This window comes from Marinobacter gelidimuriae, assembly GCF_000372805.1.
Lineage (GTDB): Bacteria > Pseudomonadota > Gammaproteobacteria > Pseudomonadales > Oleiphilaceae > Marinobacter > Marinobacter gelidimuriae.
In genome coordinates this window covers 80,530-106,870 of sequence record NZ_KB889875.1, presented here as the reverse complement: position 1 = coordinate 106,870, position 26,341 = coordinate 80,530, and the positions used below count along the sequence as shown (strand labels likewise).

The 26,341-nt window shown below is 54.6% G+C and carries 24 protein-coding genes, 3 tRNA genes and 3 pseudogenes; 11 read left to right on the top strand and 19 right to left on the bottom strand.

The genetic code is table 11. The features are described 5' to 3' along the window. Nucleotides 1-201 carry a DUF1656 domain-containing protein gene (locus tag A3OI_RS0106770; protein WP_018403546.1) on the bottom strand — a complete coding sequence of 67 codons (201 nt, stop codon included), beginning with the start codon at nucleotides 199-201 and terminating at the stop codon, nucleotides 1-3. A 187-nt stretch (nucleotides 202-388) separates the two neighbouring features. Here A3OI_RS0106770 and A3OI_RS19530 point away from each other — a divergent pair. After that, nucleotides 389-1,060: pseudogene (locus A3OI_RS19530) on the top strand (IS66 family transposase); the annotation flags it as partial. Between the two features lie 78 nt (nucleotides 1,061-1,138). On the opposite strand, the gene A3OI_RS0106760 reads toward A3OI_RS19530, so the two are convergent. After that, the gene (locus tag A3OI_RS0106760; RefSeq protein ID WP_018403544.1) at nucleotides 1,139-2,041 is read right to left on the bottom strand and encodes a LysR family transcriptional regulator; all 903 of its coding nucleotides are present in this window, start codon (nucleotides 2,039-2,041) and stop codon (nucleotides 1,139-1,141) included. A gap of 132 nt (nucleotides 2,042-2,173) precedes the next feature. Between A3OI_RS0106760 and A3OI_RS0106755 the strand changes: the two genes are divergently transcribed. From A3OI_RS0106755 to A3OI_RS0106740, 4 genes are read left to right on the top strand one after another with little or no spacing between them, the layout of a single operon-like run. Next, nucleotides 2,174-2,620, top strand: a complete 447-nt coding sequence (locus tag A3OI_RS0106755) for a DoxX family protein (protein WP_018403543.1) — start codon at nucleotides 2,174-2,176, stop codon at nucleotides 2,618-2,620. Continuing rightward, nucleotides 2,521-2,874 carry an NAD(P)H-dependent oxidoreductase gene (locus A3OI_RS24265; RefSeq protein WP_407635516.1) on the top strand — a complete coding sequence of 118 codons (354 nt, stop codon included), beginning with the start codon at nucleotides 2,521-2,523 and terminating at the stop codon, nucleotides 2,872-2,874. The genes A3OI_RS0106755 and A3OI_RS24265 overlap by 100 nt, the downstream gene beginning before the upstream one ends. Nucleotides 2,875-2,927: 53 nt before the next feature. Beyond that, nucleotides 2,928-3,896, top strand: a complete 969-nt coding sequence (locus A3OI_RS0106745) for a glutathione S-transferase family protein (RefSeq protein WP_018403541.1) — start codon at nucleotides 2,928-2,930, stop codon at nucleotides 3,894-3,896. Continuing rightward, nucleotides 3,893-4,750: a pirin family protein gene (locus A3OI_RS0106740; protein ID WP_018403540.1), complete on the top strand. Its 858-nt coding sequence runs from the start codon at nucleotides 3,893-3,895 to the stop codon at nucleotides 4,748-4,750. The genes A3OI_RS0106745 and A3OI_RS0106740 overlap by 4 nt, the downstream gene beginning before the upstream one ends. A gap of 101 nt (nucleotides 4,751-4,851) precedes the next feature. On the opposite strand, the gene A3OI_RS0106735 is transcribed toward A3OI_RS0106740, so the two are convergent. The 4 genes from A3OI_RS0106735 to dbpA form a co-directional block, all read right to left on the bottom strand. Beyond that, nucleotides 4,852-6,174: a sodium ion-translocating decarboxylase subunit beta gene (locus A3OI_RS0106735; RefSeq protein WP_018403539.1), complete on the bottom strand. Its 1,323-nt coding sequence runs from the start codon at nucleotides 6,172-6,174 to the stop codon at nucleotides 4,852-4,854. Between the two features lie 13 nt (nucleotides 6,175-6,187). After that, nucleotides 6,188-7,969, bottom strand: coding sequence for a sodium-extruding oxaloacetate decarboxylase subunit alpha (oadA, locus tag A3OI_RS0106730; RefSeq protein ID WP_018403538.1), 1,782 nt, complete (start codon nucleotides 7,967-7,969; stop codon nucleotides 6,188-6,190). 42 nt (nucleotides 7,970-8,011) lie between these two features. Next, nucleotides 8,012-8,263: an OadG family protein gene (locus A3OI_RS0106725; protein WP_018403537.1), complete on the bottom strand. Its 252-nt coding sequence runs from the start codon at nucleotides 8,261-8,263 to the stop codon at nucleotides 8,012-8,014. Nucleotides 8,264-8,479: 216 nt separating this feature from the next. Then, the gene (gene dbpA / locus A3OI_RS0106720; protein ID WP_018403536.1) at nucleotides 8,480-9,853 is read right to left on the bottom strand and encodes an ATP-dependent RNA helicase DbpA; all 1,374 of its coding nucleotides are present in this window, start codon (nucleotides 9,851-9,853) and stop codon (nucleotides 8,480-8,482) included. 111 nt (nucleotides 9,854-9,964) lie between these two features. Between dbpA and A3OI_RS0106715 the strand changes: the two genes are divergently transcribed. After that, entirely contained in the window at nucleotides 9,965-10,501 is a 537-nt protein-coding gene (locus A3OI_RS0106715; RefSeq protein WP_018403535.1) for a DUF2058 domain-containing protein, read from the top strand. Nucleotides 10,502-10,547: 46 nt separating this feature from the next. Here the strand turns inward: A3OI_RS0106715 and A3OI_RS0106710 are convergent, their stop codons facing one another. The 3 genes from A3OI_RS0106710 to A3OI_RS0106700 are packed head-to-tail and all read right to left on the bottom strand — an operon-like array spanning nucleotide 10,548 to nucleotide 12,966. Next, nucleotides 10,548-11,498, bottom strand: coding sequence for a 5-oxoprolinase subunit C family protein (locus A3OI_RS0106710; protein ID WP_026224043.1), 951 nt, complete (start codon nucleotides 11,496-11,498; stop codon nucleotides 10,548-10,550). Next, entirely contained in the window at nucleotides 11,495-12,229 is a 735-nt protein-coding gene (gene pxpB, locus A3OI_RS0106705; protein ID WP_018403533.1) for a 5-oxoprolinase subunit PxpB, read from the bottom strand. Before pxpB ends, A3OI_RS0106710 begins: the two co-directional genes overlap by 4 nt. Then, on the bottom strand, nucleotides 12,229-12,966 hold the full coding sequence (locus A3OI_RS0106700) for a 5-oxoprolinase subunit PxpA (protein WP_018403532.1): 738 nt from the start codon (nucleotides 12,964-12,966) through the stop codon (nucleotides 12,229-12,231). The genes pxpB and A3OI_RS0106700 overlap by 1 nt, the downstream gene beginning before the upstream one ends. Nucleotides 12,967-13,011: 45 nt before the next feature. On the opposite strand from A3OI_RS0106700, the gene A3OI_RS0106695 reads away from it, so the two are divergent. From A3OI_RS0106695 to A3OI_RS0106680, 4 genes are all read left to right on the top strand, one after another. Next, nucleotides 13,012-14,082, top strand: coding sequence for a TRAP transporter substrate-binding protein (locus A3OI_RS0106695; protein ID WP_018403531.1), 1,071 nt, complete (start codon nucleotides 13,012-13,014; stop codon nucleotides 14,080-14,082). 102 nt (nucleotides 14,083-14,184) lie between these two features. Continuing rightward, nucleotides 14,185-14,724: a TRAP transporter small permease gene (locus tag A3OI_RS0106690; RefSeq protein WP_018403530.1), complete on the top strand. Its 540-nt coding sequence runs from the start codon at nucleotides 14,185-14,187 to the stop codon at nucleotides 14,722-14,724. A gap of 4 nt (nucleotides 14,725-14,728) precedes the next feature. Further along, nucleotides 14,729-16,033 carry a TRAP transporter large permease gene (locus tag A3OI_RS0106685; protein WP_018403529.1) on the top strand — a complete coding sequence of 435 codons (1,305 nt, stop codon included), beginning with the start codon at nucleotides 14,729-14,731 and terminating at the stop codon, nucleotides 16,031-16,033. Between the two features lie 53 nt (nucleotides 16,034-16,086). Further along, nucleotides 16,087-16,644, top strand: coding sequence for a winged helix DNA-binding protein (locus A3OI_RS0106680; protein ID WP_018403528.1), 558 nt, complete (start codon nucleotides 16,087-16,089; stop codon nucleotides 16,642-16,644). Nucleotides 16,645-16,673: 29 nt separating this feature from the next. Here the strand turns inward: A3OI_RS0106680 and A3OI_RS22640 are convergent. From A3OI_RS22640 to alaS, 8 genes and pseudogenes are all read right to left on the bottom strand, one after another. Continuing rightward, nucleotides 16,674-17,504: pseudogene (locus tag A3OI_RS22640) on the bottom strand (sigma 54-interacting transcriptional regulator); the annotation flags it as partial. A 42-nt stretch (nucleotides 17,505-17,546) separates the two neighbouring features. Then, nucleotides 17,547-18,136: pseudogene (locus tag A3OI_RS24415) on the bottom strand (TAXI family TRAP transporter solute-binding subunit); the annotation flags it as partial. 289 nt (nucleotides 18,137-18,425) lie between these two features. Continuing rightward, nucleotides 18,426-18,502, bottom strand: a tRNA-Arg gene (locus A3OI_RS0106670). Between the two features lie 36 nt (nucleotides 18,503-18,538). Then, nucleotides 18,539-18,615: transfer RNA gene (locus A3OI_RS0106665), tRNA-Arg, on the bottom strand. Between the two features lie 67 nt (nucleotides 18,616-18,682). After that, nucleotides 18,683-18,772, bottom strand: a tRNA-Ser gene (locus A3OI_RS0106660). Nucleotides 18,773-18,897: 125 nt separating this feature from the next. After that, complete coding sequence (csrA, locus tag A3OI_RS0106655; RefSeq protein ID WP_014870780.1) at nucleotides 18,898-19,095, bottom strand: carbon storage regulator CsrA; 198 nt, start codon at nucleotides 19,093-19,095, stop codon at nucleotides 18,898-18,900. Nucleotides 19,096-19,275: 180 nt separating this feature from the next. Then, nucleotides 19,276-20,514: an aspartate kinase gene (locus A3OI_RS0106650; protein WP_018403525.1), complete on the bottom strand. Its 1,239-nt coding sequence runs from the start codon at nucleotides 20,512-20,514 to the stop codon at nucleotides 19,276-19,278. A gap of 101 nt (nucleotides 20,515-20,615) precedes the next feature. Next, nucleotides 20,616-23,246, bottom strand: coding sequence for an alanine--tRNA ligase (alaS, locus tag A3OI_RS0106645; protein ID WP_018403524.1), 2,631 nt, complete (start codon nucleotides 23,244-23,246; stop codon nucleotides 20,616-20,618). 141 nt (nucleotides 23,247-23,387) lie between these two features. Here alaS and A3OI_RS0106640 point away from each other — a divergent pair, with 141 nt between their 5' ends. Continuing rightward, nucleotides 23,388-23,921: an RDD family protein gene (locus tag A3OI_RS0106640; protein WP_018403523.1), complete on the top strand. Its 534-nt coding sequence runs from the start codon at nucleotides 23,388-23,390 to the stop codon at nucleotides 23,919-23,921. A 105-nt stretch (nucleotides 23,922-24,026) separates the two neighbouring features. Here A3OI_RS0106640 and lptG read toward each other — a convergent pair whose 3' ends face one another. Then, entirely contained in the window at nucleotides 24,027-25,088 is a 1,062-nt protein-coding gene (lptG, locus tag A3OI_RS0106635) for an LPS export ABC transporter permease LptG (RefSeq protein WP_018403522.1), read from the bottom strand. Further along, nucleotides 25,081-26,229 carry an LPS export ABC transporter permease LptF gene (lptF, locus tag A3OI_RS0106630; RefSeq protein ID WP_018403521.1) on the bottom strand — a complete coding sequence of 383 codons (1,149 nt, stop codon included), beginning with the start codon at nucleotides 26,227-26,229 and terminating at the stop codon, nucleotides 25,081-25,083. Before lptF ends, lptG begins: the two co-directional genes overlap by 8 nt. Between the last annotated feature and the right edge of the window lie 112 nt (nucleotides 26,230-26,341).

Below are 26,341 nucleotides of genomic sequence, written 5' to 3'. Positions count from 1 at the left end.
TCAGTCTCCCACCCAGTAAATAGTCAGCGCCAGATAACACACAAAAATGCCCACATCGAACCAGGCATCTTTCCAGATATAACGCCTCCAGTTCAGCCTGTGCAGCACCCAACGAGTGGCCATGGTCATCAAAAACGCCAGTGGCCCCAGCACTACCAAAGGACTGAACAGCATTCCGCCTAAACTCAGTTCATGAAACATGCGTGTTTTTATCACCCGGTTATTGCAGAATCTGTGTGTATTGCCAGCAAAGAGTGTATTGGACAACTATCGGATGCGAAAACCAATAGCCATTTGCCAGTATATTCACAACTCATTCGACACGGTGCTTATATCAGGATGTTGGCAGTGACAAAGGGCCGGCCACCAGGCTTGCGCTAATTAGCTCTACCCCCACACCAAGCGTGGCACCGAGGCCATGGACGAGATGGGCGTCTTACCCTTCTTCAGCGGGGTGCTGTGTCACGATCATTGGAAGCCGTACTACCGTTACGCGTGCACCCATTCCCTGTGCAATGCGCACCACCTTCGGGAGCTGGAGAGGGCATGGGAGCAGGACGATCAACACTGGGCCAAGGCGATGAAAGTACTGCTGATCAATATGAACACAACGGTAGCGGATGCCGGTGGCCGCTTGCCAGCCACTGACGCTGAACGGTGGCGACAGCGCTATCGACAACGTCTCGAAGAGGCAGATATCGAATGTCCACCNCCCGATANGAGCCAGCGAGAGGNNGGNAAACGAGGCAGGCTNAAACGATCAAAAGCCCGAAACTTGCTGGAAAGGTTGCGCAACTTTGAGCACGACGTNCTGCGTTTTATGGATGTCGAGTACGTCCCCTTNACCNACAATCAGGGGGAGAATGACCTGCGCATGACGAAAGTGCAGCANAAAATATCCGGTTGTTTTCGATCCATGGCGGGGGCGAAGATCTTTTGTCGCGTTCGCAGTTACCTGTCAACGTGTCGTAAGCAGGGGGTATCAGCCACAGAGGCTCTGGCTTTACTCTTTCAGGGTAAAAACCCTGCGTTTATGGATACCGATGAGACTCTATTTTAATGATCATGGTGGATATGAGCTGAATAGTTACGCGTAATTTTCACTAAAAACTTAAACGACAGAGGATGCGTTTGGTACTCACGTCTCACCAAATACGGCTGCCAATCGTTGAGTCAACAATTGCAACCCCTTGCCCTTGTGACTGATTTTCCACGCCAGATAATACTCGAAAGTGGAGCGCTCATTTAGCGCAAGCTCTACAAGCTCGCCACTATTGAGTTGGTTTTGAATGCGCTGTCGCGGTAGATGGCCTACGCCTATTCCCGCCACTATTGCCTCAACTTTCTGATCTATGTTTTGCACGTAGAAATGTTTGCCGTCGCTGCTTAAACCTGCGCTTCGGGTAATGTCAACGACAGACGTATCATGCGTAATAACCCTCCGGACTTCCGGTAAGCGCCCCTGCAAAGCTTCAGCATTAGCCGCTACGTTTGCCAGCTCATGGTGAGAGGCCACGACTGGCACCAGGTCGGCACGGGCCAAGGGTACCGCTCGATACCCTTTTTGCAGCGGGACTGGCCCGGGTGACCCGACAATCAAATCTACCCAGCCTTGCTCAAGGGCTTCCCACCCGCCATTCAGCACTGACTCACAGACATCGATTTCAACCGTGGAATGCGCCTTGAGAAATTCGCCCAACACGCTGAAAAAGGCCGGATAGGACTGATGTGACTCTACAGCGATGCTAATGCGTGGCTCCCAGCCCGTGGCCACTTCTTTTGCCTTGTTCGCCAGTCGCGCGGTGGCTTGAAGTATTTCCCTGCCCTCGACCAATATCAGTCGCCCGGCTGACGTTAGCACCGAACGGCGCCCCTGACGCTGGAATAGAGCAATACCCAGCTGATCCTCCAGTTTCTGTAACGCATAGGAAACCGCCGACGTCGCTTTGTTCAGCTCTTCAGCCGCTTTCGCGAAACTTCCACGCCGGTCTATGGCATCCAGTGTTTCCAGAACCTCTATTGTAATTGGGTTCTTTGCCATTGTGCCTCCAAAATAACTGTTCTAATATTTAGAACGTTCTAAACGGATATTAGCTCTTATTAAGAATTTCACAACCCTTACAATAGCTCCATCACCTACACAAACCAGCAATTTTAGATTTGGAGAAATAACATGAAAGCACTCATTAGCAAGTTAACCGCCACGAATACTGGCTTGGACACCCTCCCCCTTCGCCTCGGCGCAGGCGTCATATTTGCCGCCCACGGCGCGCAAAAATTATTTGGCTGGTTTGGCGGTTATGGCTTGGAAGGCACCGCTGGCTGGATGGCATCCATCGGACTTGAGCCAGGTATGCTTATGGCGGCAATGGCCGGTAGTGCAGAATTCTTTGGGGGCTTGTTGCTGGTTACAGGCTTACTGGTTCGTCCAGCGGCTTTAATGCTGGCGCTCACAATGTTCGTCGCGATCGTCACTGTTCATCTGGAAAATGGGCTGTTTATGTCGAATAACGGTTACGAATTTGGCCTGGCATTGCTGGCGATCAGTGTCGCCCTGGTGTTCAGAGGCGCTGGCAGCCTAAGTGCGGATCGTTTACTGCAAAGGCAACTGACTCAGTAAACGATACACCCATTAGTCAGCATGATCGGGCCAGCTTACAGGCTCAATTTATCTTGTCAGAGCAATTGATTGGTGAGTTGAAAAACGCCGATACCCTAGTGCTAGCGGCGCCGATGTACAACTTCAGAATTCCGGCCACATTGAAGCAATGGATCGATAGCATTTGTCGTGCAGGTGTTAGTGAGGTATTTCATATCGATGCCAGTGGATCCAAAGGAACGCCAGACCAAGTGATTGCGCAGGGCAAACAATAAGTTGACGCTTTAATGTCGACCTATTCAGCCAATGAATCTACGGGAGCCGCATAATGGGTCTGTTACAAAAGGGTCAATGGGTTGACCAGTGGTACGACACCGGCAACAGCGGTGGTGAGTTTCGCCGTCAGGACAGTCGCTTCAGAAGCTGGCTGACACCCGATGGCAAAGCCGGCCCAAACGGGGAGCCCGGCTTCAAGGCCGAGAAAGGCCGCTACCATTTGTATGTGTCACTGGCTTGCCCTTGGGCACACCGCGCACTGATTTTTCGCCAAATAAAGCAGTTGCAGGATTATATTGATGTCACCGTGGTCGATCCGGTGATGCTTAAAAATGGCTGGGAGATGAAGGATCCGCTTTACGGTCTGGACTTTCTGTATCAACTGTATTTAAAGGCGGATTCCAGCTATGAGGGCCGCGTTACGGTGCCGGTCTTGTGGGACAAGCAAACACAAACCATTGTCAGCAATGAGTCCTCAGAGATTATCCGTATGTTCAATACGGCGTTTAATGCTTTAACGGGCAACACCACAGATTACTACCCTGATACGTTACACGAGCGGATCAACGCCTTGAACGACCGTGTCTACGACACCATCAACAACGGCGTCTATCGAGCCGGTTTCGCCACCACCCAAGAGGCCTATGAAAAAGCATACCATAGCCTGTTCGATTCGTTGGACTGGGTCGAGGGTTTGTTAGCCCGGCAGCGTTATCTGGGGGGCGGCCAGTTGACGGAAGCCGATTGGCGTTTGTTTACCACCTTGATTCGTTTCGATGCTGTGTATTTTGGTCATTTTAAAACCAACCGTCAGTTACTGGCCGATTACCCAGCTATTAGTGGTTATGTGCGCGAGCTATACCAGATGCCTGGTGTGTCTGACACCGTCAGCTTTGAGCATATCAAGACGCATTATTATGCGAGCCATTTGATGATTAACCCCACGGGAATTATCCCCGTGGGTCCAGCACAGAATTTTGCCGCCGCCCATGGCCGGGAAGGAATTGGAGAAAACCCATGAGAGAATTACTTCAAGTTATAACAGCCCGCCCTGCCCAAGATGGTGACGGGGTCAAAATTCATCGACTTGCGGGTCAGCGCCTGCATCAGGCACTGAATCCCTTTTTGATGATTGATGAAATCAACTCCGACGATGCTGCCGACTATATTGGCGGCTTTCCTGAACACCCCCATCGCGGTTTTGAAACCATTACCTACATGAAAGCTGGGCGCATGCGCCACCGCGACCACATGGGCAATGAGGGCGTTATCAGCGCCGGTGATGTGCAATGGATGACAGCGGGCGCAGGCGTGCTTCACTCGGAAATGCCTGAGCAGGAGCACGGCCTGTTGCACGGTTTTCAAATCTGGCTGAATTTGCCCGGCGCTGAAAAAATGAAGCCCGCGGCTTATCAGGAAATTGCTAGCGCGGATGTTTCCGAGCAGCCGCTATCTAACGGCGGGATGGCTCGTGTTATCGCAGGTTCCGTAACAATCAATCGACAATTACAGCAAGGCCCGCTGCCAGAGATTTCAACCCAGCCTATTTTTGTCGATGTGCACCTGGCTGGCAATGAAACCGTTGAATTGTCTTTCAATGCCGATAACCCTGCACTGGTGTATGTCTATCAAGGCGCGACAGATTTGATCGACGCGCGGCAACTGGGCATCTACGCCAAAGGCAACACATTGCAACTGCATGCCCGCGCCCCAGGCGCAGGCATGCTAGTACTCAGCGGCTGCCCTATTGAAGAGCCCGTGGTGCAATACGGACCTTTTGTGATGAATACGCCCGAAGAAATTGAACGGGCATTGAAGGACTTTAGCAACCCGCAATTTCTAAACCGGTTAACATCCGGTCGTGAAAGTCGGTAACTCGAGTCAGTACCGACTCGTACTTCCAAGTGAACCGCCAAAAACGGAAAAACCCCGCCAAGCTAAGGCCGGGCGGGGTTTCCGGAACAGCAACAGAACGATCAGCTAAGCAACCTGATCATTACGCCAGCTGCAACCGCCGAACCGATAACACCGGCCACGTTCGGGCCCATGGCGTGCATCAGCAGGAAGTTTTGCGGGTTGGCTTCCAGGCCCACCTTGTTAGATACCCGCGCTGCCATGGGCACCGCCGATACGCCAGCAGAACCAATCAACGGATTAATTGCCTCCTTGGTGAACTTGTTCATCAATTTGGCCATTAACACACCGGCTGCTGTGCCCACACCAAACGCCACAATACCCAGTGCCAGAATGCCCAGAGTCTGGCCATCCAGAAACTTGTCCGCGATCAGCTTGGAACCTACAGACAGGCCCAGGAAGATGGTGACAATGTTGATCAACGCATTTTGTGCCGTGTCGCTCAAACGCTCGACCACACCACACTCACGCATCAGGTTACCAAAGCAGAACATACCCAGCAGCGGAGCTGCGTCTGGCAGAAACAAAGCCACCGCAATCAGCACCACCAACGGGAACACGATCTTCTCGCGTCTGCTCACCGGGCGTAACTGGGACATCTTGATGGCGCGTTCTTTCTGCGTGGTCAGCGCTTTCATAATGGGTGGCTGAATCAGCGGCACCAGAGCCATGTAGGCGTAGGCCGAGACCGCAATCGCACCCAGCAGGTGCGGAGCCAATACGCTAGACACGTAGATAGACGTTGGGCCATCGGCGCCGCCGATAATACCAATCGCTGCCGCCTCCATGATGGTGAAGTCCAGAATACCCAGCCAGTCCATCAGAGCCGCACCCAAAACCGTACCAAAGATACCAAACTGCGCAGCTGCACCAAGCAGCAGGGTTTTCGGGTTGGCCAGCAACGGACCGAAATCGGTCATTGCGCCCACGCCCATGAAGATTAACAGCGGCCCGATGGTGCTGCCGATAATCACCAGGTAGAAGTTGTGCAACATGCCGTTGCCGTAGCCCACGTCGGCCGCCAGGTTATTTACCATAGCCAGCTCCGTTGGACTCGCCGAGCTATAAGCGGCCTTGAACGCCGACTTTATTTCTGGCGTAACATCTTGTCCGGCCTGGTACGCCACATCCAAAGCGCCGGCTAAAAACGCCAACACTTCCGGTTTGGCCGCATGAATGGCATTTTCCGCCGCCGACAGAGCCAGCCCTGCCTCAGGAATATTCGCCAGAATACCGCCGAAGCCAATTGGCACCAGCAGCAATGGCTCAAAACCCTTGCGGATCGCAAGGAACAGAAGCCCCAGACAGACCAGGATCATGATGACCTGTCCCGGTGCGATGTTGGCCAGGCCACTGCCTGTCCATAACGTTAATATTTCATCCATGGAATGCTGGCCCTTATGCGATTGTCAGCATTTCATCATCAACAGCGACGGCATCACCGACCTTGATGAAGACTTCACCGACGGTACCGGCTTTCGGTGCGCGGATCTCTGTTTCCATTTTCATGGCTTCCAGAATGATCAACACATCGCCTTCTTCCACGGCATCGCCGGGAGAAACCAGAACCTTGAAGATGTTACCGCCCAAAGGCGCGTTAACCGGATCGCCACCGCCAACCGGTGCCGGTGCAGCGGCCGCAGGTGCCGAAGCAGCCCCGCCTTCTGCCTGAATCTGGCTGATTTCGCCACCCTCAGACACCGCTACCACGTATTTTTTACCTTTTACTTCAACGGTGTAGGTATCCGGACCAGAGGTTTTTTTCGCCGGCGCCACGTCATCCGCCGACGGAATCGGTTCGAACATGTCCGGGTTGCCACGATTTTCAAGGAATTTCAGGCCAATCTGCGGAAACAGCGCGTAAGTCAGAACATCGTCGATGGCGTTGTCAGCCAGCTTGAAGTTTTTCTCTTCCGCCAGCTTTTTCAGCTCGTCGGTCAGTTTGTCCATTTCCGAGTCAATCAGATCGGCTGGGCGGCAAGTAATCACTTCCTTGCCATCCAGAACCCGCTCCTGAAGCTCTTTATTGAACGGCGCAGGCGCGGCGCCGTACTCGCCTTTGAGGATGGCAGCCGTTTCTTTGGAAATAGATTTATAACGCTCACCGGTCAGTATGTTCAGTACCGCCTGGGTGCCGACAATCTGCGAGGTAGGCGTTACCAGCGGAATGAAGCCCAAGTCTTCACGCACTTTGGGAATTTCAGCCAGTACTTCATCAAATCTATGAGCGGCGTTCTGCTCTTTGAGCTGGCCTTCCATATTGGTCAGCATGCCACCCGGCACCTGAGCAATTAGAATGCGGGAATCGGTGCCCCGAAGGCTGCCTTCAAACTTGGCGTACTTCTTACGGACTTCGCGGAAATAACTGGCAATTTCTTCCAGCAACACCAGATCCAAACCGGTGTCACGCTCCGTACCTTCTAAAATCGCAACCACGGCTTCGGTGGGCGAATGGCCGTAAGTCATACTCATTGAGGAGATCGCCGTATCCACATTATCAATACCAGCTTCCGCTGCTTTGATAGCTGTGGCGGTAGACATACCGGTGGTCGCATGACACTGCATGTGAATCGGGATATCTAGTTCTTTCTTCAGGCGGCTAACCAGATCAAAGGCGACATAGGGCTTGAGAATACCCGCCATGTCCTTGATGGCAATGGAGTCCGCGCCCATATCCGCGACTTCCTTCGCCAGCTCAACCCACATCTCGATGGTGTGCACCGGGCTGGAGGTATAGGCAATGGTGCCTTGGGCGTGCTTGCCGGTTTTACGCACGGCCTTGATGGCCGAGGCCAGGTTGCGGGGGTCGTTCATCGCATCAAAAATGCGGAATACGTCCACGCCGTTTTCAGCGGCACGATCAACAAACCGCTCTACCACATCATCCGCATAGTGGCGGTAGCCCAGAAGGTTCTGGCCACGCAACAACATCTGTTGGGGCGTGTTGGGCATGACTTTCTTCAATTCACGAATACGCTCCCACGGGTCTTCGCCCAGGTAACGGATACAGGAATCAAAAGTGGCTCCACCCCAGGATTCCAGCGACCAGAAACCGACTTTATCGAGTTTCTCGGCGATTGGCAGCATATCGTCAAGCCGCATGCGGGTGGCCAACAATGACTGGTGGGCGTCACGCAGTACAACGTCTGTAATCCCCAGCGGTTTTTTAATGTCTGTCATCGTGTCAGCCTTCTCTTTAAAGGTTTTAAATCGCTTACCGGGTCACTTTTTGTGACGCGACCGGAATTGAGCAACCGCCTGTTTGATCGCCTCTGCGATGTCGGGATCAACCGACGGTTGCGCCTTGGGTTTGGCGCGAGACGTTCGGGCCGGAGTTGCCGGCTCAGGCGCGGTAAACCGGTTCAGCAGCTTAGACATGATCAACGTTGCGAATACCAGCACGATCAGAAACGCAAATACAAAACCCATACCCGCAATCATCAAATCAACAGCTTGGGTCATCAGCTCATTCATAACGAATAGCTACCTGTCTTGGTTAGTGACTTTTCCCCGGGAATCCGTACCGACAAGCCATAGATTCGGCGCTTTATTCAATGAAACCGGGATGCAAAATCCTGCGTAATTTACCGGTTTAATAGGTGATCAGCAACCAGAATACAAATGGCCATACGGACTTTCCAAGTATTTTTGGGTATTTTTCCACCCATTCCCCCGCCGAACATCCCATCATCAGACTAAGCGTGCCCGCAACTTGCGACCTTTTACCTTGCCGCGCTCCAACTGTTCCAGCGCACGCCCGGCATGGCGGCTTTCCACGGCTACAAAACACTGAAATTCAAACACATTTATTTTACCAACGGCGCTACCAGGCAAGCCGCCATCGCCGGTCAGAGCGCCCATCACATCACCTGGGCGCAATTTTTCTTTGCGGCCTGAGGCTATGCACAGGGTTTTCATCAGCGGCTTCACCGGTTTTGGTACGGTGGCCAGTAATGGGTCACTATCGCCCCAGGTGACCGCTGCACCGCGCTCGCTTTCCAGGCGATTGATTTTGTGGCCCTGGGACGGGCTGCACAGAGTAACGGCCAGCCCCTGCTCCCCGGCGCGGCCGGTACGACCGATGCGGTGCGTGTGTATTTCCGGATCACCCGCCGGCTCGGCGTTTACAACCAATGGCAATGATTTTATGTCCAGCCCGCGAGCCGCTACGTCGGTGGCCACCAATACCTGGCAACTTTGATTGGCAAAGCGTACTAGCACGCTATCGCGGTCGCGCTGTTCCAGGTCGCCGTGCAACGCCAGCGCCGAAAAGCCCTGCTGGGACAGCTCGGCCGCCAGCTCGTCACACTGATGTTTCATAGCGCAGAACACCAGACAGGATGTGGGTTGATGCTGCGACAGCAGAGCCACGATGGCGCGGGTCCGCTGATTGCCAGAAATTTCGTAGAACACCTCGGCAATATCACTGTTCATCTTCTCGGTTTGCGCCCGCACATCCACCGGCTCACGCTGAAAACCGGCGCTGAGTTTACGAATCGATTCGGGCCAAGTGGCTGAGAACAGCAGAGTCTGGCGCTGTGCCGGCGCGTGTGAAAGAATGTTTTCCACTGCTTCCTGGAACCCCATATCCAACATGCGATCAGCTTCGTCCAGCACCACGGTGTGCACACGATCCAGTTTCAGCGTGCCTTTTTGCAGGTGATCCGCTATCCGCCCTGGTGTACCCACGACTATATGAGCACCGTGGGCCAGCGAGCCGATCTGAGGGCCAATCGACACACCACCGCACAGGGTGAGTATTTTTATATTGTCGCGGGCACGGGCCAGTTCCCGCAAAGCCTTGGCGACCTGGTCAGCCAACTCCCGGGTGGGGCACAGTACCAAGCTTTGTACCGAGAACTGCTTGGGTTTGACATGCTCAATCAGACCAATACCGAAGGCTGCGGTTTTGCCGCTGCCGGTGTGCGCCAAGGCAATAACGTCTTGACCCGCCAGGCAATGGGGCAAGGCCCGCGCCTGAATGTCGGTGGGTTCGGTAAAACCCAGGCGCACAAGATTGGCCTGCATGGCGGCAGACAGTTCAAGGTCTTTAAAGGAAGGCATACAAGAAAATCCCGGAATCAGCAGTTGCTGGTTAAGAAGGTAAACGCGAGGGCGTATACTGAGGCTAGTGGAATAATAGCAGAGTTTCTTACCAATTAATGGAGTTACCCCATGGCGTCCCTGCAGGACCAGTTACTGAAAGCCGGCTTGGCCGACAAAAAAAAGGCCACAGCTATTCGTAATGAAAAGCACAAACAGCGCAAACAGCAGCCCAAGGGCGCGGTGCAGGTAAATGAAGCCGAGCAGCGAGTACAGCAGGCGCGAGAAGAAAAAACCGAGCGCGACCGTCAACTAAATCAGCAGCGCCAGGCTGAGGCCCAAAAAAAGGCCATACAGGCTCAAATCCGCCAATTAGTGGAAACCAACCGACTGAACCGCAGTCACGGCGAAACCTCTTACCAATTTGTTCACGACAAGAAAATCAAGAAAATGTATGTGGACGACCTAATGGTCGACCAGCTGGCCCGCGGCCGACTGGCGATCATCTGCGTCAGTGGCGAATACGAGATTGTCGCCGAGGGCGTAGCACGCAAAATCCAGGAACGGGACGCACAGGCCGTTGTTGTATTGCACGAGCGCACGAAAGACGACCTCGGCGACGATGACCCTTACGCCGGCTATGAGATCCCGGACGATCTCATGTGGTAACACAGAACCTTAAAAGACTCAGAAAATTTTCATATTTAACAATGAACTAAAGGGTCTTGTTAAAAAAATTCAGGAAGGCCTTTTCACGCCTTTGGGCCTCATACAGGACCACTGGGCGGAACTGCAGCTGACTGCCCGGCTGGCGCTGAGCCAGCGCATCCAGACTGCGGGGCGTTACAGCCCCAAGCTTGGGGTAGCCGCCAATGGTCTGGCGATCATTCAGAAGAATGATTGGCAAACCATTGGCCGGCACCTGAACCGCACCCAGGCTGATGCCTTCAGAAATCAGGCGTTCGCCAAACACCTCTAGCGCCGGGCCATTTAACCTTGCGCCCATGCGATCGCTCTGCGGGCTCAAGGTATAAAGCTGAGTGAAGAAGCACTCTAGGGAACTGGAGGGGAAACGCTCTATCTGTGCCCCCATAATCACATCCAGAATGAGCGCCTCGCGGTAATCGGGTATCCAGTCGATGGGCACTTGGCGCTGCAATGGCGGGTTTTGGGACTGGGATTCACAGGGCAGCAGATCGCCGGCTTTTAACGGTTGCCCATCGCGATGCAGGCCTCCGGTTTTCTCCCGGTGCAGTGTAGCGCAGCTGTTGCCCAAACCTACAGCAACGCTAAAACCACCGGCAACGGCTAGATAACTGCGAAGCCCGGCGCGGGGTGCACTCAATGCCACCCTGTCCCCGGCTTTCAACGACAGCGTAGCCCACAACGGCTGCGAGGCGCCGTTCACCGTGACCGTCACCTCTGCTCCGGTAATGGCAATACTAGTGCTCAATTGGCTGACAAACTCCACTTGACCAAAGGTGATCTCTAAAGCCGCCGCCCCAAAGCAATTACCCAACAGGTAGTTTGCCCAGGCCCAGGCGTGGCGATCCATAGCCCCGCCCGTGGCCAGCCCCAGGTGCATTACTCCGCGACGCCCGGCGTCCTGAATCAGGCTCAGGAAGCCGGGTTTTTCAATCAACAGACCAAGCCTGGAGTGAGTCACGACTTTTCCAAACCTGGCTCCATGCCCCAGGGCAAATCGTCAAGGCGACCGCCAAGCTCAAGGTATTCGTCTTGTGCTATCGGGCGGAAGCGCACTGTCTGGCCGGCTTCCAGCAGGCTGGACTGTGCGCGAGACTGATCAAACAGGGTTAAAGGAGTACGGCCAATCAGATTCCAGCCGCCAGGCGACACTATGGGATAAAGCGCGGTTTGGGTGTCGGCGATACCCAGAGTACCCGCCGGCACTTTTGCTCGCGGGTTGGCAAGCCGGGGCACACTTAACTCTTCGGCCACCTCGCCCAGGTAGGCAAAACCCGGGGCAAAGCCAATGGCGAATACCTGGTAAAGGCGCTCGCTGTGGCGGCGAACAACCTCTTCCACGCTGAAACCTGCACGCTGCGCCAAGCGCTTCAGATCCGGCCCGACGCTGGGGTGATAAAACACTGGAACTTCAATAATCTCTAATTCAGCATCAACGTCTTCGGTAACATCGGGCAGCTGGTTCAGCACTTCACTCACCTGCCCCATCAGGCTGGCCAGGTCGTCCTGTAACACATCATAACGCAACAGCAGAGTGGTGTAAGACGGCACCGCATCCAGCAGTCGCGCGCCCAGGCTTGCTTTTAAAGCGATTGCCGCACGGTGAATCGGGGCAACCAGAGCCGCATCGATACGCCGGCCAAAATGCAGGGTAACGGTATCTATACCGCTGATGTCATAGCGCCACTGCATCACCCCAGCTCCCTGAACGCGTCACGAATGGCCCGCACAGCTGCCACAGACTCAGGGTTGTCACCGTGCACACACAGCGTGTCCGCTTCCAGATGCAAGGCTTTGCCTTCTGTCGACTGAATGCTCTGACCACGGGCAAAGGCCAGTGCCTGCTGCACAATTATGCTGGAATCGTGGTGCACGGCACCCGTCTGGCTGCGCGAAACCAAATACCCGGCGCTGTCATAGGCGCGATCGGCGAAGGCTTCCAGCAGCAACGTTACGCCGTATTCCGCGCATAGCTGTTTCAGGCGCTGGTTGTCCGCTGTGGTCATGGCCATCAACGCCAAGGTTTGCGGCGATTGCGCCAGCGCATCGAGGATTGCTCGCAGTATCACCTCGTCGCGCATCATGTCGTTATATAGCGCGCCGTGGGGCTTTACATAGCTCACCCGGCCACCCTGGGCCGCGGCGATCTGCGCCAGCGCGCCCACCTGATACAACACCATGGTGTGAATTTCATCTGCTGCACACACCATAGACCGACGACCAAACCCCTGAATATCCGGATACGCCGGATGGGCCCCAAGGGTGACACCGTGTTGCAACGCCAGGCGCACCGTATTGAACATAACTCGCGGGTCGCCGGCGTGAAACCCGCAGGCGATGTTGGCCTGGTCAATAAACGGCATGACCTGATCATCCAGACCCATGGTCCAGGCGCCGTAGCTTTCACCGATATCGCAATTCAATAGCATGTGAGCCTCCAGGCTTGTAGCTGTTATAAATTGTGGCTGTAGCGAGTGGTAGCTGTAATAAGTGGTGACAAGCGCGGGAACAAATTTATCCCTTATCCACTCTCCATACAAACCGTTCACTTACCCGTTAAAAAAGGCTTCAGCCTAAAGCACGTTAGTGCCACCCTGGCAGCCGCCACGCTCAGCTTTATGGTAAGCGGAGTACAAGCCACCGAATGGGACATGCCCACGCCCTATGGCGATTCCAACTTCCACACCGCGAACATCCGCCAATTTACTGATGATGTGCGCGACGCCACCAACGGCGAACTGAACATCACGGTGCACAGCAGTGGCTCGCTGATCAAACACCCGGAAATCAAGAACTCCGTGCGCCGCGGGCTGGTGCCTATTGGCGAGTTGATCATGTCGCGCCTGGCCAACGAAGACCCGCTGTTTGAAGTCGACTCGGTGCCGTATCTCGCCAGTGATTACGATCAGGCCTGGAAGTTATGGCTGGCCTCTAAAGACGTACTGGCGGAGCGCCTGGAAAGTCAGCGTTTGAAGCTGCTGTTTGCGGTGCCCTGGCCACCACAGGGCATTTATACCCAGTTCGCAATTGAAAATGGCGAAGAGCTGAAAGGTGTGAAAATGCGCGCCTACAACAAATCCAGCGAGCAGCTGGCCGACTTGCTGGGCGCAATCCCTACCCAAGTAGAAGTGCCGGACATTCCCACCGCCTTTGGCACCGGCCGTGTTGACGCCATGATTACGTCGCCGTCGACCGGCGCCAACACCCGCGCCTGGGATTACCTCAGCCACTTTAACCACGCCCAGCTGTGGCTGCCGAAGAACATGGTTGTGGTGAACGCCAAAGCTTTCCGCAGTCTGCCTGAAGCGGCCCAAAAAGCGCTGGAAGACGCCGCAGCAGTCGCTGAAAAGCGCGGATGGGACGCCAGCAAAGAAGAAACCGATGCCAAAATCAAGATCATGCGAGATAACGGCATCGTCGTGTCGGAGCCCTCTGCGCAGCTGGTCGAACACCTGCAAGAAATCGGCAAAACCATGACCGAAGAATGGCTTGAGCGCGCCGGCAGCGACGGCCAAGCACTGCTAGACGCTTACCGCCAGCGGTAGTAACGCCCCCGTGATGGCACGAAGCTTTCGTGCCATCACGCATTTATCCATGCCGGCCCTGCAGTAAAGGTACAAGTGCGGGCATAACACAGGAACATCCCCATGCGCAGGGCTCTGGACGCATTCTATCGGTTGGGGGGCGCCCTCTCAGCGATCAACCTGACACTGATCATGGTCATGATTGTGGCCCAGGTACTCAGCCGGGTACTGGACGAATTACTGACCTGGTTGGGTTTCAGCCCTTTGGGACTGAACGTGCCGGGGCTGGCTGAGCTGGCGGCGTTTATGCTGCTGGGCGCCACGTTTTTTGGCCTGGCCTACACCTTCTGGCAGGGCGGGCACATTCGCGTGACTCTGCTGTTACAACGTCTGCCCCAATCTGCCCACCGCATCATGGACATTCTGGCTCTGCTATTAGCTGCGGCCATTACTGCCTTTGCAGCCTGGCACAGCGCTTGGCTGACGTGGGACAGCTACGATTTCGGCGATCTGTCCATTGGCATGGTGCCGGTGCCGCTGTGGATTCCGCAGGCGGCGATGGTAATGGGTCTGTTGTGGCTATTGGTAGCCCTCTTAGACGCCCTTGTGTCGCTGCTCAGCGGCCGCATAACCCAACTTCACGACGAAGCACCCCAGGAGTAAGCCCGTGGAAATGATCTGGATGAGCCTACTGCTTCTGGTGCTGCTGCTGGCATTGCTGGGCGCGGGTTTGTGGGTGGCGTTTTCGTTAACGGCCATCGGTTGTATTTCGCTGTACTTCTTCAGCAACGTTCCAGTGGGCGACAGCCTGTCGACCGCTTTTTACAGCGCCAGCGTGTCTTGGGAGCTGGCCGCGTTACCGATGTTTATCTGGATGGGTGAGGTGTTGTTCCGCTCACGCTTGTCCGAAGAAATGTTCAGCGGCATTTCACCATGGGTAGGTAAGGTTCCGGGGAAGTTACTGCACACCAACATTTTGGGTTGTGGTATTTTCGCGGCGATTTCAGGATCGTCCGCCGCTACAGCAGCCACCATCGGCAAAATGTCGATACCGGAACTGACCCGTCGCGGCTATAACAAAAACCAGATATTGGGCACTCTGGCCGGTTCTGCCACCCTGGGGCTGTTAATTCCACCCTCGATCATCCTGATTGTTTACGGCGTGGCCACCGAGCAGTCCATTGCGCGTCTGTTTGTGGCGGGCATTTTGCCTGGCATCATGCTGCTGATGCTGTTTGGCGGCTATGTCATGATCTGGTCGCTGCTGAATCCGGATGGCATCCCGACGGGCGAAGCCGAGCACCTGTCTTTTCACGCCAAACTGCGCCGCAGCCGGCCGCTGATTCCGGTAATGTTATTGATAATCGGCGTGATTGGCTCGATTTACGGTGGCTTGGCCTCGCCCACCGAATCCGCGGCCGTTGGCGTAGCGCTGGCTCACCTGTTGTCGTGGAAAGGCGGCTCCATGAGCCGTGATACCTTTACCAGCGCGCTGATGGGTACGGTAAAAACGTCGTCCATGATTGCCTTCATACTGATGGGTGCGTATTTTCTGACCACCTCAATGGCCTTTACCGGTATCCCTCGGGAACTGGCTACCTGGATCAACACCTTGGACCTTTCGCCCAATATGCTGCTGCTAGCGCTGACTCTGTTCTTCATTCTGCTGGGATGCTTTCTGGATGGTATTTCCGTAGTGGTACTGACTACCTCTGTGATTCTGCCGATGGTGCAGGCCGCTGGCATTGACCCGCTCTGGTTCGGTATCTACCTGGTGATTGTGGTGGAAATGAGCCAGATTACGCCGCCGGTTGGCTTCAATCTGTTCGTGATTCAGGGCCTGACCGGGGAAAATATTTTGCGCATTGCCTGGGCCGCTTTGCCCTATTTCCTGCTGATTCTGAGCGCAGTGGTACTAATAACGCTGTTCCCTGCCATCGTCACGTATTTGCCCAGCCAAATGGGCAGATAAGGCAACACACAGCGCTGACCAATCATGATTGTTAACAACGGTGATATCACGTTATGAAAACAAAAAATTCGGCGAACGGCTCTGGCGAGAGCGCAACAGCACGGCGCAATGTTGGGCCCATCGTGTCCTCTGCCCACCTGGCCTCGGGCCGTGCAATGGAGCTTTCAGAGTTGGAGTTTGGCCTTATTGTGGCCGGCAATGCCTTTAATCGCTGGATGGTGCGCTGTATGAATGCAGCCGGGCTGCATGACTTAAGCCAACTAGACGTGCTGGTGCTGCACAGCGTGAACCACCGCGATCGCGCAAAAAAATCCGCCGACATCTGCCTGGTGCTGAATGTGGAAGACAGCCACACCGTCACCTACTCCCTGAAGAAACTGCTGAAACACGGCGTAGTGGCTTCCGAAAGGCGCGGGAAAGAAACCTATTATTCGGTGACTGAAAAAGGTGCAGATGTGTGCAAACGCTACGCCGAAATCCGTGAAAACTGCTTGGTAGATTCACTGCGAACGCTGGGATCTGCCAACAGCGATCTGGGCGAAGTAGCTAGTTTTTTGCGCGGCATTTCCGGCCTGTACGATCAGGCCGCGCGCTCGGCGGCCTCGCTGTAAAGGGCGGCAGAGCGGCAGGGTGAACTTCTTCACTCTTTGAATTCGGCTTTGTCCAGACCGTGTTTTTTCATCTTGTCGTACAGGGTTTTGCGCGCAATGCCGAGTTCAACCATGGTGTCTTTGATGCTGCCATGGCAGGCATTCAAAGCACTGATTAAGGCCAGGCGTTCAAAGCCGTCCATCAGTTCCGCCAGTGTGCGGCGGCCATTAACGTCGGTGGCTTGGGCCGTGTCGGTCTCGTCCAGAGCTGCCGGGCCCAGCAAGACATAGCGTTCGGCCAGATTGCGCAGCTCACGCACGTTGCCGGGCCAGTCGTGGTGCGTCAGTTTAGCTGCCTGGCCCGCGTTCAACGGGATGCTCTCGCGATCATAGCGGACCGCAGCAATCAGCACAAAGTGATGAAACAGCGTGGGAATGTCTTCCTTGCGCTCGCGCAGTGGCGGGATATCCACTTTTACCACATTCAGGCGGTAGTAAAGGTCTGCACGAAACACACCCTCGTCACTGAGGGTTTTCAGATTGGATTTGGTGGCGGCAATAATGCGTACGTCCACCTGCTGCACATGGTTGCTACCCAGACGCTCAACTTTCTGTTCTTCAAGCACCCGCAGCAGTTTAATCTGCAGTGGCATGGGCATGCTTTCCACTTCATCCAGAAACAGCGTGCCCTGGTGGGCGTGCTCTATTTTACCAATACGGCGTTTTTCCGCACCGGTAAAGGCCCCCGCTTCGTGACCGAACAGCTCACTTTCAATCAGATTTTCCGATACCGCGCCGCAGTTAATCGCGACAAAATTATAGCTGCTGCGCCGGCTGTTTTCGTGAATGTAGCGCGCCAGTGCATCTTTTCCCGAACCGGTCGACACAACGTTACCGGCACTGGTGCCGTTGATCATGCCCATCAGGCCAGAGGCAAAGGCGACAACGTCAATCAGACCGTCCTGCAATTGGCCACCCAGGTCCGACCAGCTGCCGTTGCGGCGCTCGAAATTCACACCAAGTGTTTCCATCATGCGCGGAAAGTAGGTATCCGAGGTGGAGCCAGCCGGGCCAAAGCCGATGGTTGCGCCATCCGGAATGTCAGAAATAGAGGTAATACCGGAGCTGGTTAGAGCCGTTACGGAAATGGAGTTTCATACATGGGGAACATGGCGCACACGTTGTCCATTTTCATGCCTGGCGCCAAAGGGCTGTTGCCGTCCATGGATTCCCGTGCAGGGCCCATAGTGGTCAGACCAAATTTCAGATCGCCAGTGTGTACCAGGGCCATATTCTGCATCGGGCCGCCGGTAATTTCAGCGCCACCTGATACGCCCAGGCTTTCTGCGACAAAGTTGACCCATCCGGCACCGTACGCGAAGTAGGTGCCACCCTGGCTGGCGGTGCCTACGGTGAAGTTGTCGGGCCAGCCTGCCCGATCCTGGGCGGCGACCGGATTTGCAACGGCCAGCGTGGAGGCGAATGCCACTGCCATAACGGCTTGGGTTTTCATAAAGAATGCTCTTCGATTCATTGTGTTGTTTTAGTATTCAACGAAGCCCGCACGGCCCCGCGTGACATCGAATTAAGCAATGACCGGGCCATATAAATATTAAGCATATAAAACATATTGTTATGTTTAATAGAGGTTTTTTTGGATCGGAAATGGGTGAAAAACGACACATTCGAGAGAAACGGGGAAGAAATAGGGGTAAGTAATGACACGTACGGCGAGATGCGAAGGCCCAATACAAAACGCCCCGATCTGCGTTTCCACACATCGGGGCGTTCTGGTCGTAATTTGGTGCGGCTGGGAGGATTCGAACCTCCGACCGCCTGGTTCGTAGCCAGGTACTCTATCCAGCTGAGCTACAGCCGCTAAAACTTGGGTGTTCATGCATCTTAACTTAAAAGGTGGTGCGGCTGGGAGGATTCGAACCTCCGACCGCCTGGTTCGTAGCCAGGTACTCTATCCAGCTGAGCTACAGCCGCACATTGATCACTTTCATTTCTTTGGTTGACTGCGACATCAACCGGCTCTCTTTCCTGTAACAGGAAATGGCGGAGAGGGAGGGATTCGAACCCTCGGTACACTTGCGCGTACGGTTCCTTAGCAGGGAACTGGTTTCAGCCACTCACCCACCTCTCCTTGAGGACGGGGCGTATACTACCACGTTTTTTATGTTTTCATAGGGTTGAACAATTTTTTTTACATTTGATGTTCTTTAAAACAAAAAACCGCTCCGGAAATTCGCAAGCGGCTTTTTTTACCAGCTAGTGGTTGCCCGGCTCAGCCTCATCGGAACTTTTCTCCGCCTGAATGCGCTGATAGATCTCTTCGCGGTGAACAGCGACTTCTTTGGGTGCATTCACACCAATCCGTACCTGGTTTCCCTTTACCCCAAGCACAGTGACGGTTATTTCGTCACCGACCATCAGGGTCTCGCCTACGCGGCGCGTTAAAATCAACATATCCCTACTCCCTCTGAAAAAGCGACCTGCTCTTAAACAGGTGCTTCGTACGCGCACATTTATAGCGGAATTACGCGCCCTCCTGAAACCGCACATTCCCTTATACGGATATGTGCGTTAGCCGGCTCAGCGAATGAACGTCCTATCAGGCGATGATACAGCGGGCATAGGCCCATTGCGTCAAGCTTCTGCTTCTACCAGGGGCTTGTCCAGTTCAAAAGCCGAATGAAGCGCCCGTACCGCAAGCTCAAGGTACTTTTCATCAATCACCACGGAAATTTTAATTTCCGAAGTAGAAATCATCTGAATGTTAATACCTTCGTTAAACAGTGCCTCGAACATCTTGGTGGCAACACCCGCGTGAGAACGCATACCAACACCGACAATACTGACTTTGGCGATCTTTTCGTTTCCGATGACCTCACGTGCGCCTAGCTCGGCCGCTACCGAGCGAAGCACATCGCCGGCGCGCTTGAAGTCGTGACGCAAAACCGTAAACGTAAAGGCGGTTCTGTTGTCTTCACCCACGTTCTGAACAATCATGTCTACTTCAATATTGGCATCACTAATCGGCTTCAGAATACGCAGTGCACTGCCGGGCGTATCCGGCACACCGGATATGGTCAGCTTGGCTTCGTCACGATTGAATGCAATGCCCGAAACGATGGGTTGCTCCATAGTGCTATCATCCTCAATGGTAATCAGGGTGCCCTCGCCTTCCTGGAAACTGGACAGCACCCGTAACGGAACGTTGTATTTACCCGCGAATTCCACAGCGCGAATCTGCAGCACTTTGGATCCCAGACTGGCCATTTCCAGCATTTCTTCAAAGGTAATGTGAGTCAGCCTGCGAGCGGAATCCACCACTCGCGGGTCGGTGGTATAAACCCCGTCCACATCGGTATAAATCTGGCATTCATCGGCTTTCAACGCTGCCGCCAAGGCCACCGCGGTCGTGTCTGAACCACCGCGACCAAGGGTGGTAATGTCACCTAGATCGTCCACTCCCTGAAAACCTGCCACCACTACCACACGGCCGGCATTCAGATCTTCACGCACATGTTGTTCATCAATGTGCTGAATACGAGCTTTTGTATGGGCACGGTCGGTTAGGATACGCACCTGTAAGCCTGTGTAAGAACGAGCCTCGCAGCCCAGCTTCTGTAATGCCATCGACAACAGTGCAATGGTCACTTGCTCGCCGGTAGACAAAAGCACGTCCATTTCACGCTGACCGGGCTCATCGGTAATGTTACTGGCCAGGCCAATCAAGCGGTTAGTTTCACCGCTCATGGCTGAAACCACGACGACGATGTCGTGCCCGGCCTTACGAAAGCCAAAAACCTTCTCTGCAACCGCTTCGATACGCTCGGTAGTGCCTACCGAGGTGCCACCAAATTTCTGTACATACAGGGCCATATTATTCCCACTGTCTAGACCGGGACTCAGGGCGGAGGTTGCTCCGCCCGTCAAATCAATCGGGCGCGATTATAAACCCTCGCCTGCAGCTACAACATGCGTTACTGACTATTTTTTTCAACCCAGCCAGCAACACCCGCCAGAACCTCAGTAAGCCTGGAGGCATCGTTACCCCCGCCCTGGGCCATGTCAGGACGACCGCCGCCCTTACCATCCAGCTGCGCGCACAGGTACTTCATAATGTCGCCGGCCTTGACTCTGCCGGTCGCTGATTTGGTCACGCCAGATACAAGTGAGACCTTGCCATCTTCAACGCTGGCCAAAACCACGACGCCCTCACCCAGCTTGTTTTTCAGCTGGTCGGCCGTTTCCATCAGCGCCTGGCGATCCGCTCCTGCCATTTCAGCAGCAACCACCTTTAGGCCCGCCACTTCAACCGCAGACGACGCTAAATCGCTGCCGGCCGAGCTGGCCAGCTTGGCCTTCAAGCCGTCGATTTCTTTCTCCAGCTGACGGTTACGGTCCAATGTCTGCTGCACTTTCTCGACCAGCGACTCGCGGGAGCCTTTCACCAGCCTGGCCGCTTCGCGCAAGGTGCGTTCGGCGCTGTCTACCCATTCCAGAGCGCCAAAACCGGTGACCGCTTCAATGCGGCGAACGCCGGAAGCGACACCGCTTTCAGAGGTAATACGCAATAGACCAATATCACCGGTGCGATTAACATGGGTACCACCGCAAAGCTCAACCGAGTAGCCATCTGAGCCCATGCTCAGAACCCTGACGGAATCGCCGTACTTTTCACCAAACAGCGCCAGCGCGCCCTTGGCCTGGGCCTGCTCCATGTCGGTCACTTCTGTAGCTACCGAGGTATTTTGCAGAATTTGCTGGTTAACCTGACGTTCGATTTCCTGCAGCTGTGCAGCGCTGACGGCTTCAAGATGCGAGAAGTCAAAACGCAGTTTGTCCGGGTCTACCAGCGAGCCTTTCTGGCTAACGTGTTCGCCCAGAACTTTGCGCAAAGCCGCATGTAGTAGGTGGGTGGCGGAGTGATTACGCTTGGTGCGTTCACGGCGCTCATGATCAATGCGCGCATCCACTTCCAGGCCCGGGAACAGTTCACCTTCAACCACCGTGCCGATATGAAGGTGGTTATTGCCCTCTTTGCGGGTGTCGGTTACTTGAAAGCGGCCACCGCTCCAGGTCAATAGTCCGGTGTCGCCGACCTGGCCGCCAGACTCCGCGTAAAATGGCGTGCGCTCCAGTACAATGATGGCTTCGTCGCCGGCTTCGGCGTTTTTGTGTTCACCACCGACAATCACCGAGCGAATGCGCTCGTGGCCATCAATATTCTGGTAACCGCTAAATTCGGTCACGCCCTCAAGCTTTAGGCTTTCCGCGTTGTAATCAATACCAAATTTGCTGGCCGCCCGGGCACGCTCGCGCTGGGCTTCCATTGCCTTTTCGTAGCCTTGGTAATCCAGAGTCAAACCGCGTTCACGGGCGATGTCGTTGGTCAGGTCTATCGGGAAGCCATAAGTGTCGTATAGGGCGAACACGGTTTCGCCAGGAATCACATCACCTTGAAGCTCGGCAATGTCCTGCTCTAAAAGGCGCAGGCCGTTATCCAGGGTTTTTACAAACTGCTCTTCTTCTTGCAACAGTATTTTTTCGATCTGTTTGTGGCTGCTGACCAGCTGCGGGAAGGCGTCGCCCATCAACTCAACCAACGCACCTACCAACTTGTAAAAGAAGGGGCCGTTGGCACCAAGCTTGTTACCGTGGCGGGCGGCGCGGCGGATGATCCGGCGCAATACAAAACCACGGCCTTCGTTTGACGGCATAACGCCATCGCTAATCAAAAAGCAGCAGGAGCGGATATGATCTGCCACAACACGCAGCGAAGCTTCGGTGGTGGCAACGCCGCCGAGCACGTCAGAGGCGGCTTTCAGCAGATCCTGAAACAAGTCAATTTCATAGTTACTGTGCACGCCCTGCAATACCGCGGTCACTCGCTCCAGACCCATGCCAGTGTCTACCGACGGTTTGGGCAGGTTAAGCATTTCGCCGTCAGCAGTGCGGTTATACTGCATGAACACCACGTTCCAGATTTCTATGTAGCGGTCGCCGTCTTCGTCCGGGCTTCCCGGAGGGCCGCCGGCTACATCGGGGCCGTGGTCAAAAAAGATCTCGGAACAAGGGCCGCAGGGGCCGGTATCGCCCATCTGCCAGAAATTATCTGAAGAGTAGCGGCCGCCGGCGTTGTCGCCAATACGGACAATGCGCTCGGCAGGCACGCCAATTTCCTGGTTCCAGATATCAAAGGCTTCGTCGTCGTCGGCGTATACCGTGATCCACAGCTTCGCTTTCGGCAGGTTCAGCCACTGTTCAGAGGTCAAAAAAATCCAGGCAAAATTGATGGCTTCGCGCTTGAAATAATCGCCAAAGCTGAAGTTGCCCAGCATTTCAAAAAACGTGTGGTGGCGAGCCGTGTAACCGACGTTTTCCAGATCGTTGTGCTTGCCGCCGGCGCGTACACATTTCTGCGAACTGGTGGCGCGAGTGTAGTCACGCTGTTCACGGCCCAGGAACAGGTCCTTGAACTGGTTCATGCCCGCGTTCGTAAACAACAAAGTGGGATCATCTGCCGGCACCAGTGAACTACTGGGAACAATGGCATGGCCCTGCTGTTTGAAGTATTCAAGAAACGCCTGTCGCAACTCTGCCGTTTTCATAGCCCTTTGATACCTTTCCATAAACCCGACGAAAATTGCGCCAGGTCCGCGATTGAATTCGAATACTTACATGATTGTACAAATCGGCTACTCTAGCACACGCCGACATCCTGAAAAACGTGAAACATCACCGGAGACCGCATGCCCAAACGCTTTCACAATGCAGACGTGCTTTTGCCGCCAGCAACCGGACTGAAACGTGGCCTGGCCATTACTTACGATGCACTTATCAGCATTGCCGTGCTATTGGTTGCCACCTGGATATACACCATAATTGCCGGCCAGCTGACCGGTTGGGAAAAATACGAACAAATGGCGGAAGCTGGGCAGATTAAAGGTGGCCCAGGCCTGACGTTTACCCTGTTTCTGGTGCTGTACCTGTTTTTTGGCTACTTTTGGACCCGGGTGGGCCAAACACTTGGAATGCAGGTATGGCGGGTGCGCATTCAGAATCTGGACGGCGTGTCGGTGAGCTGGAGTCAGGCTCTACGCCGTTATGTGACGGCAGCCGCTGCTGTGTTTCTGGCATTACTGGCAGGCTACTATCTGGGTGCTGTCAGCCTGCTGTTTTCTATTCCTGCGATCGTTACTCTGTTCGTACCCTTTAACGGGCTGTCGCTGACCGACCGAATGTCAGACAGCGTTGTTGTCGAGGTAGAAAAGAAGAAACTCTAACCCGCGCGACGCATCCAAACCAGGGGACAGATTTCAAATCCGTCCCCTACTACAGATTTCACACCCAGAACCGGGGACAGATTTTAAATCTGTCCCCTATCAACGCTAACCTGCACGACGCATTAGTAAAATACCTATAACGGCGTTCACCGCGATAGGCACCAGTACCGCCAGAATGGGATCGAAACCGTAGACCACGCTCATCGGCCCAAGCAAGTCTTGCATGTACTTAAACGACAGGCCTACCAACAGGCCGGTAAACACCCGAAAGCCCATGGTGACCGAGCGCAGCGGGCCAAAGATAAACGAAATTGCCACTAACACCATCACCGCGGTTCCCAGTGGCATTAACGTCTTCTTCCAAAACGCTAACCAATAGCGCGACGCGCTCAAACCCTGCTCGTCCAGATAGCGGGCGTAGGTCAGCAGGCCTGTCATCGCCAGGTTCTCTGGCTTTACAATCAATACGCTCAGTACGCTGGGCGACAAACCAGACTCCCAACGCAGCTGGTTATGAGTCACCCGGGTGGTGCCCTGCTCTGCCAGCTTGGTGGTTTGTACGTTTTCAAGAATCCAGTGATCGCCTTGGTAAATCGCCCGCTCGGCAAAACTGGCGGCTAACAACTGGCGCTGCTCGTTAAAGCGGAACATGGAAATGCCAAAAAGCACACCACTGGGCTGCACGGCATTCATGTGAATAAATACATTACCTTCGCGATGCCACAAACCCGACGCCGCGGCCACGCTGCTACCTGCACCCAGCGCAACGGCTTTTTCACTTTGCGCCATGCGCTCCGCCGGCGGCGCCAGGTATTCGCCAATACCCACGCCCAATAGCACCACAAACAGCGCTGGTTTCATGGCAGACCAGACAATGCGCTTTATGGAAACGCCAGCTGCGCGGATAACCGTCAGCTCGGAAGAGCTGGCCATCGAACCCAATCCCACCAGGCAGCCCATAAACGCGCCCAACGGCAAATAATCGTAAATCCGCCGCGGCAGCGTCAGAAACACATACCAAAGAGCATCCAGGGTCTGGTAGTTATTGGCTGTGCCGTCCAACTCGGCAATAAACGCGAAAATCAAATCCAACGACAGCACCACCACCATCACCAAAAACATGGCGCCGCCAACGGTTTTCATCACATAGCGGTCAATCTTACGCATGGGTAGGCCCCGCGAGCTCTGCACGCTGCAAGCGGCGCTTGCGCAACCAGGCCGGGCCGAACTGCAGCCAAAGTCCCAGAGCCAGAAACAATCCGTGCACCCAGAACATACCAATCCACTCTGGCACCGTGCCCTCGGCCAGCGCATCACGAGCCACAATCAATAGGCCGAGATAGGTGATATACACCAACATCGCAGGCAACAGGTGGAAGAACCGGCCCTGACGAGGATTTACCCGGCTCAACCGAACCGCCAGCAGGGTCACCACCGGCACAATAAAGGGCAATGAAAAGCGCCAATGCAGCAGCGCTCGCTGTTGCGGGTCGTCAGACTTCATTAATTGCCCGGTACTCAGACCTTCTTCCAGCTCTTTTGTACCACTCTTGCCGCTGACAATTTTTAGACCGTAAGCTTCAAATTCGGTGGTGTTGTAATCCAGCTGGCCGGCGTTACCCGCGTAGCGCCCGCCGTCTTTCAAAATCAGAAAACGGCTTCCTGTCTGCTCATCTACCAACTGGGTGCCCGTTTCGGCGGTGATTATGGTCAAGCCTTCGCCATTCTTGCCAAACTCGGCGATAAATACACCCTGCAGCTCGCGCTTGTCGTCGCTCAGCCCTTCGGTGTAAGTCACTCGCCCACCAGAGGTAAAGTCCTGAAAGCGCCCCGGCGCCAATAGCTCGAATTCGGTGGCTTTGCGCTGTTCGTTGAATATCTCCTCGACCTGTTTCATGCCCCAGGGCGATACATACAGGCTCATGGCAGCGACCACCAGCATCACGGGCAAACTGCCAATCAGGGTTTGGCGCAAAATATCGCCTTCACTGACGCCGCAGGCGAGCAACACGGTCATCTCGCTTTCCAAATACATGCGGCCATAAGCCAACAAAATGCCGATGAACAGACCCAAAGGCAAAATCAGCTCGAGAAAGCCGGGAAAACGGTAGGCCATCACTGAAAACAGCACACCCGCAGAAATTTCACCTTCGGCCGCATTACCCAGATACTTTAAAAAGCGCCCGCTCATGAACACCATCAGCAGAATGGTGGACACAGCAATCATGCTGATCATGATCTGACGAATGAGATAGCGAAAAATAATAGTCAAAGCGGTCTCTCTGGCCGAGCCGGTAACGGCGCCCATTGATGGAGGAAAACGCCAGCAGCGGCTATTCTAAGTAACCTTGCAGACGATTGACAGGGCCGCGCCGCGACCAGCAAGTCAACCACAAGTCCGCGCCAATGCTTGATAATTC

Coding starts and splice junctions, on each gene's coding strand:
- A3OI_RS0106770 (WP_018403546.1), bottom strand. CDS start 201: ATGTTTCATGAACTGAGTTTAGGCGGAATGCTGTTCAGTCCTTTGGTA.
- A3OI_RS0106760 (WP_018403544.1), bottom strand. CDS start 2,041: ATGGCAAAGAACCCAATTACAATAGAGGTTCTGGAAACACTGGATGCC.
- A3OI_RS0106755 (WP_018403543.1), top strand. CDS start 2,174: ATGAAAGCACTCATTAGCAAGTTAACCGCCACGAATACTGGCTTGGAC.
- A3OI_RS0106745 (WP_018403541.1), top strand. CDS start 2,928: ATGGGTCTGTTACAAAAGGGTCAATGGGTTGACCAGTGGTACGACACC.
- A3OI_RS0106740 (WP_018403540.1), top strand. CDS start 3,893: ATGAGAGAATTACTTCAAGTTATAACAGCCCGCCCTGCCCAAGATGGT.
- A3OI_RS0106735 (WP_018403539.1), bottom strand. CDS start 6,174: ATGGATGAAATATTAACGTTATGGACAGGCAGTGGCCTGGCCAACATC.
- oadA (WP_018403538.1), bottom strand. CDS start 7,969: ATGACAGACATTAAAAAACCGCTGGGGATTACAGACGTTGTACTGCGT.
- A3OI_RS0106725 (WP_018403537.1), bottom strand. CDS start 8,263: ATGAATGAGCTGATGACCCAAGCTGTTGATTTGATGATTGCGGGTATG.
- dbpA (WP_018403536.1), bottom strand. CDS start 9,853: ATGCCTTCCTTTAAAGACCTTGAACTGTCTGCCGCCATGCAGGCCAAT.
- A3OI_RS0106715 (WP_018403535.1), top strand. CDS start 9,965: ATGGCGTCCCTGCAGGACCAGTTACTGAAAGCCGGCTTGGCCGACAAA.
- pxpB (WP_018403533.1), bottom strand. CDS start 12,229: ATGCAGTGGCGCTATGACATCAGCGGTATAGATACCGTTACCCTGCAT.
- A3OI_RS0106700 (WP_018403532.1), bottom strand. CDS start 12,966: ATGCTATTGAATTGCGATATCGGTGAAAGCTACGGCGCCTGGACCATG.
- A3OI_RS0106690 (WP_018403530.1), top strand. CDS start 14,185: ATGCGCAGGGCTCTGGACGCATTCTATCGGTTGGGGGGCGCCCTCTCA.
- A3OI_RS0106680 (WP_018403528.1), top strand. CDS start 16,087: ATGAAAACAAAAAATTCGGCGAACGGCTCTGGCGAGAGCGCAACAGCA.
- csrA (WP_014870780.1), bottom strand. CDS start 19,095: ATGTTGATTTTAACGCGCCGCGTAGGCGAGACCCTGATGGTCGGTGAC.
- A3OI_RS0106650 (WP_018403525.1), bottom strand. CDS start 20,514: ATGGCCCTGTATGTACAGAAATTTGGTGGCACCTCGGTAGGCACTACC.
- alaS (WP_018403524.1), bottom strand. CDS start 23,246: ATGAAAACGGCAGAGTTGCGACAGGCGTTTCTTGAATACTTCAAACAG.
- A3OI_RS0106640 (WP_018403523.1), top strand. CDS start 23,388: ATGCCCAAACGCTTTCACAATGCAGACGTGCTTTTGCCGCCAGCAACC.
- lptG (WP_018403522.1), bottom strand. CDS start 25,088: ATGCGTAAGATTGACCGCTATGTGATGAAAACCGTTGGCGGCGCCATG.
- lptF (WP_018403521.1), bottom strand. CDS start 26,229: ATGGGCGCCGTTACCGGCTCGGCCAGAGAGACCGCTTTGACTATTATT.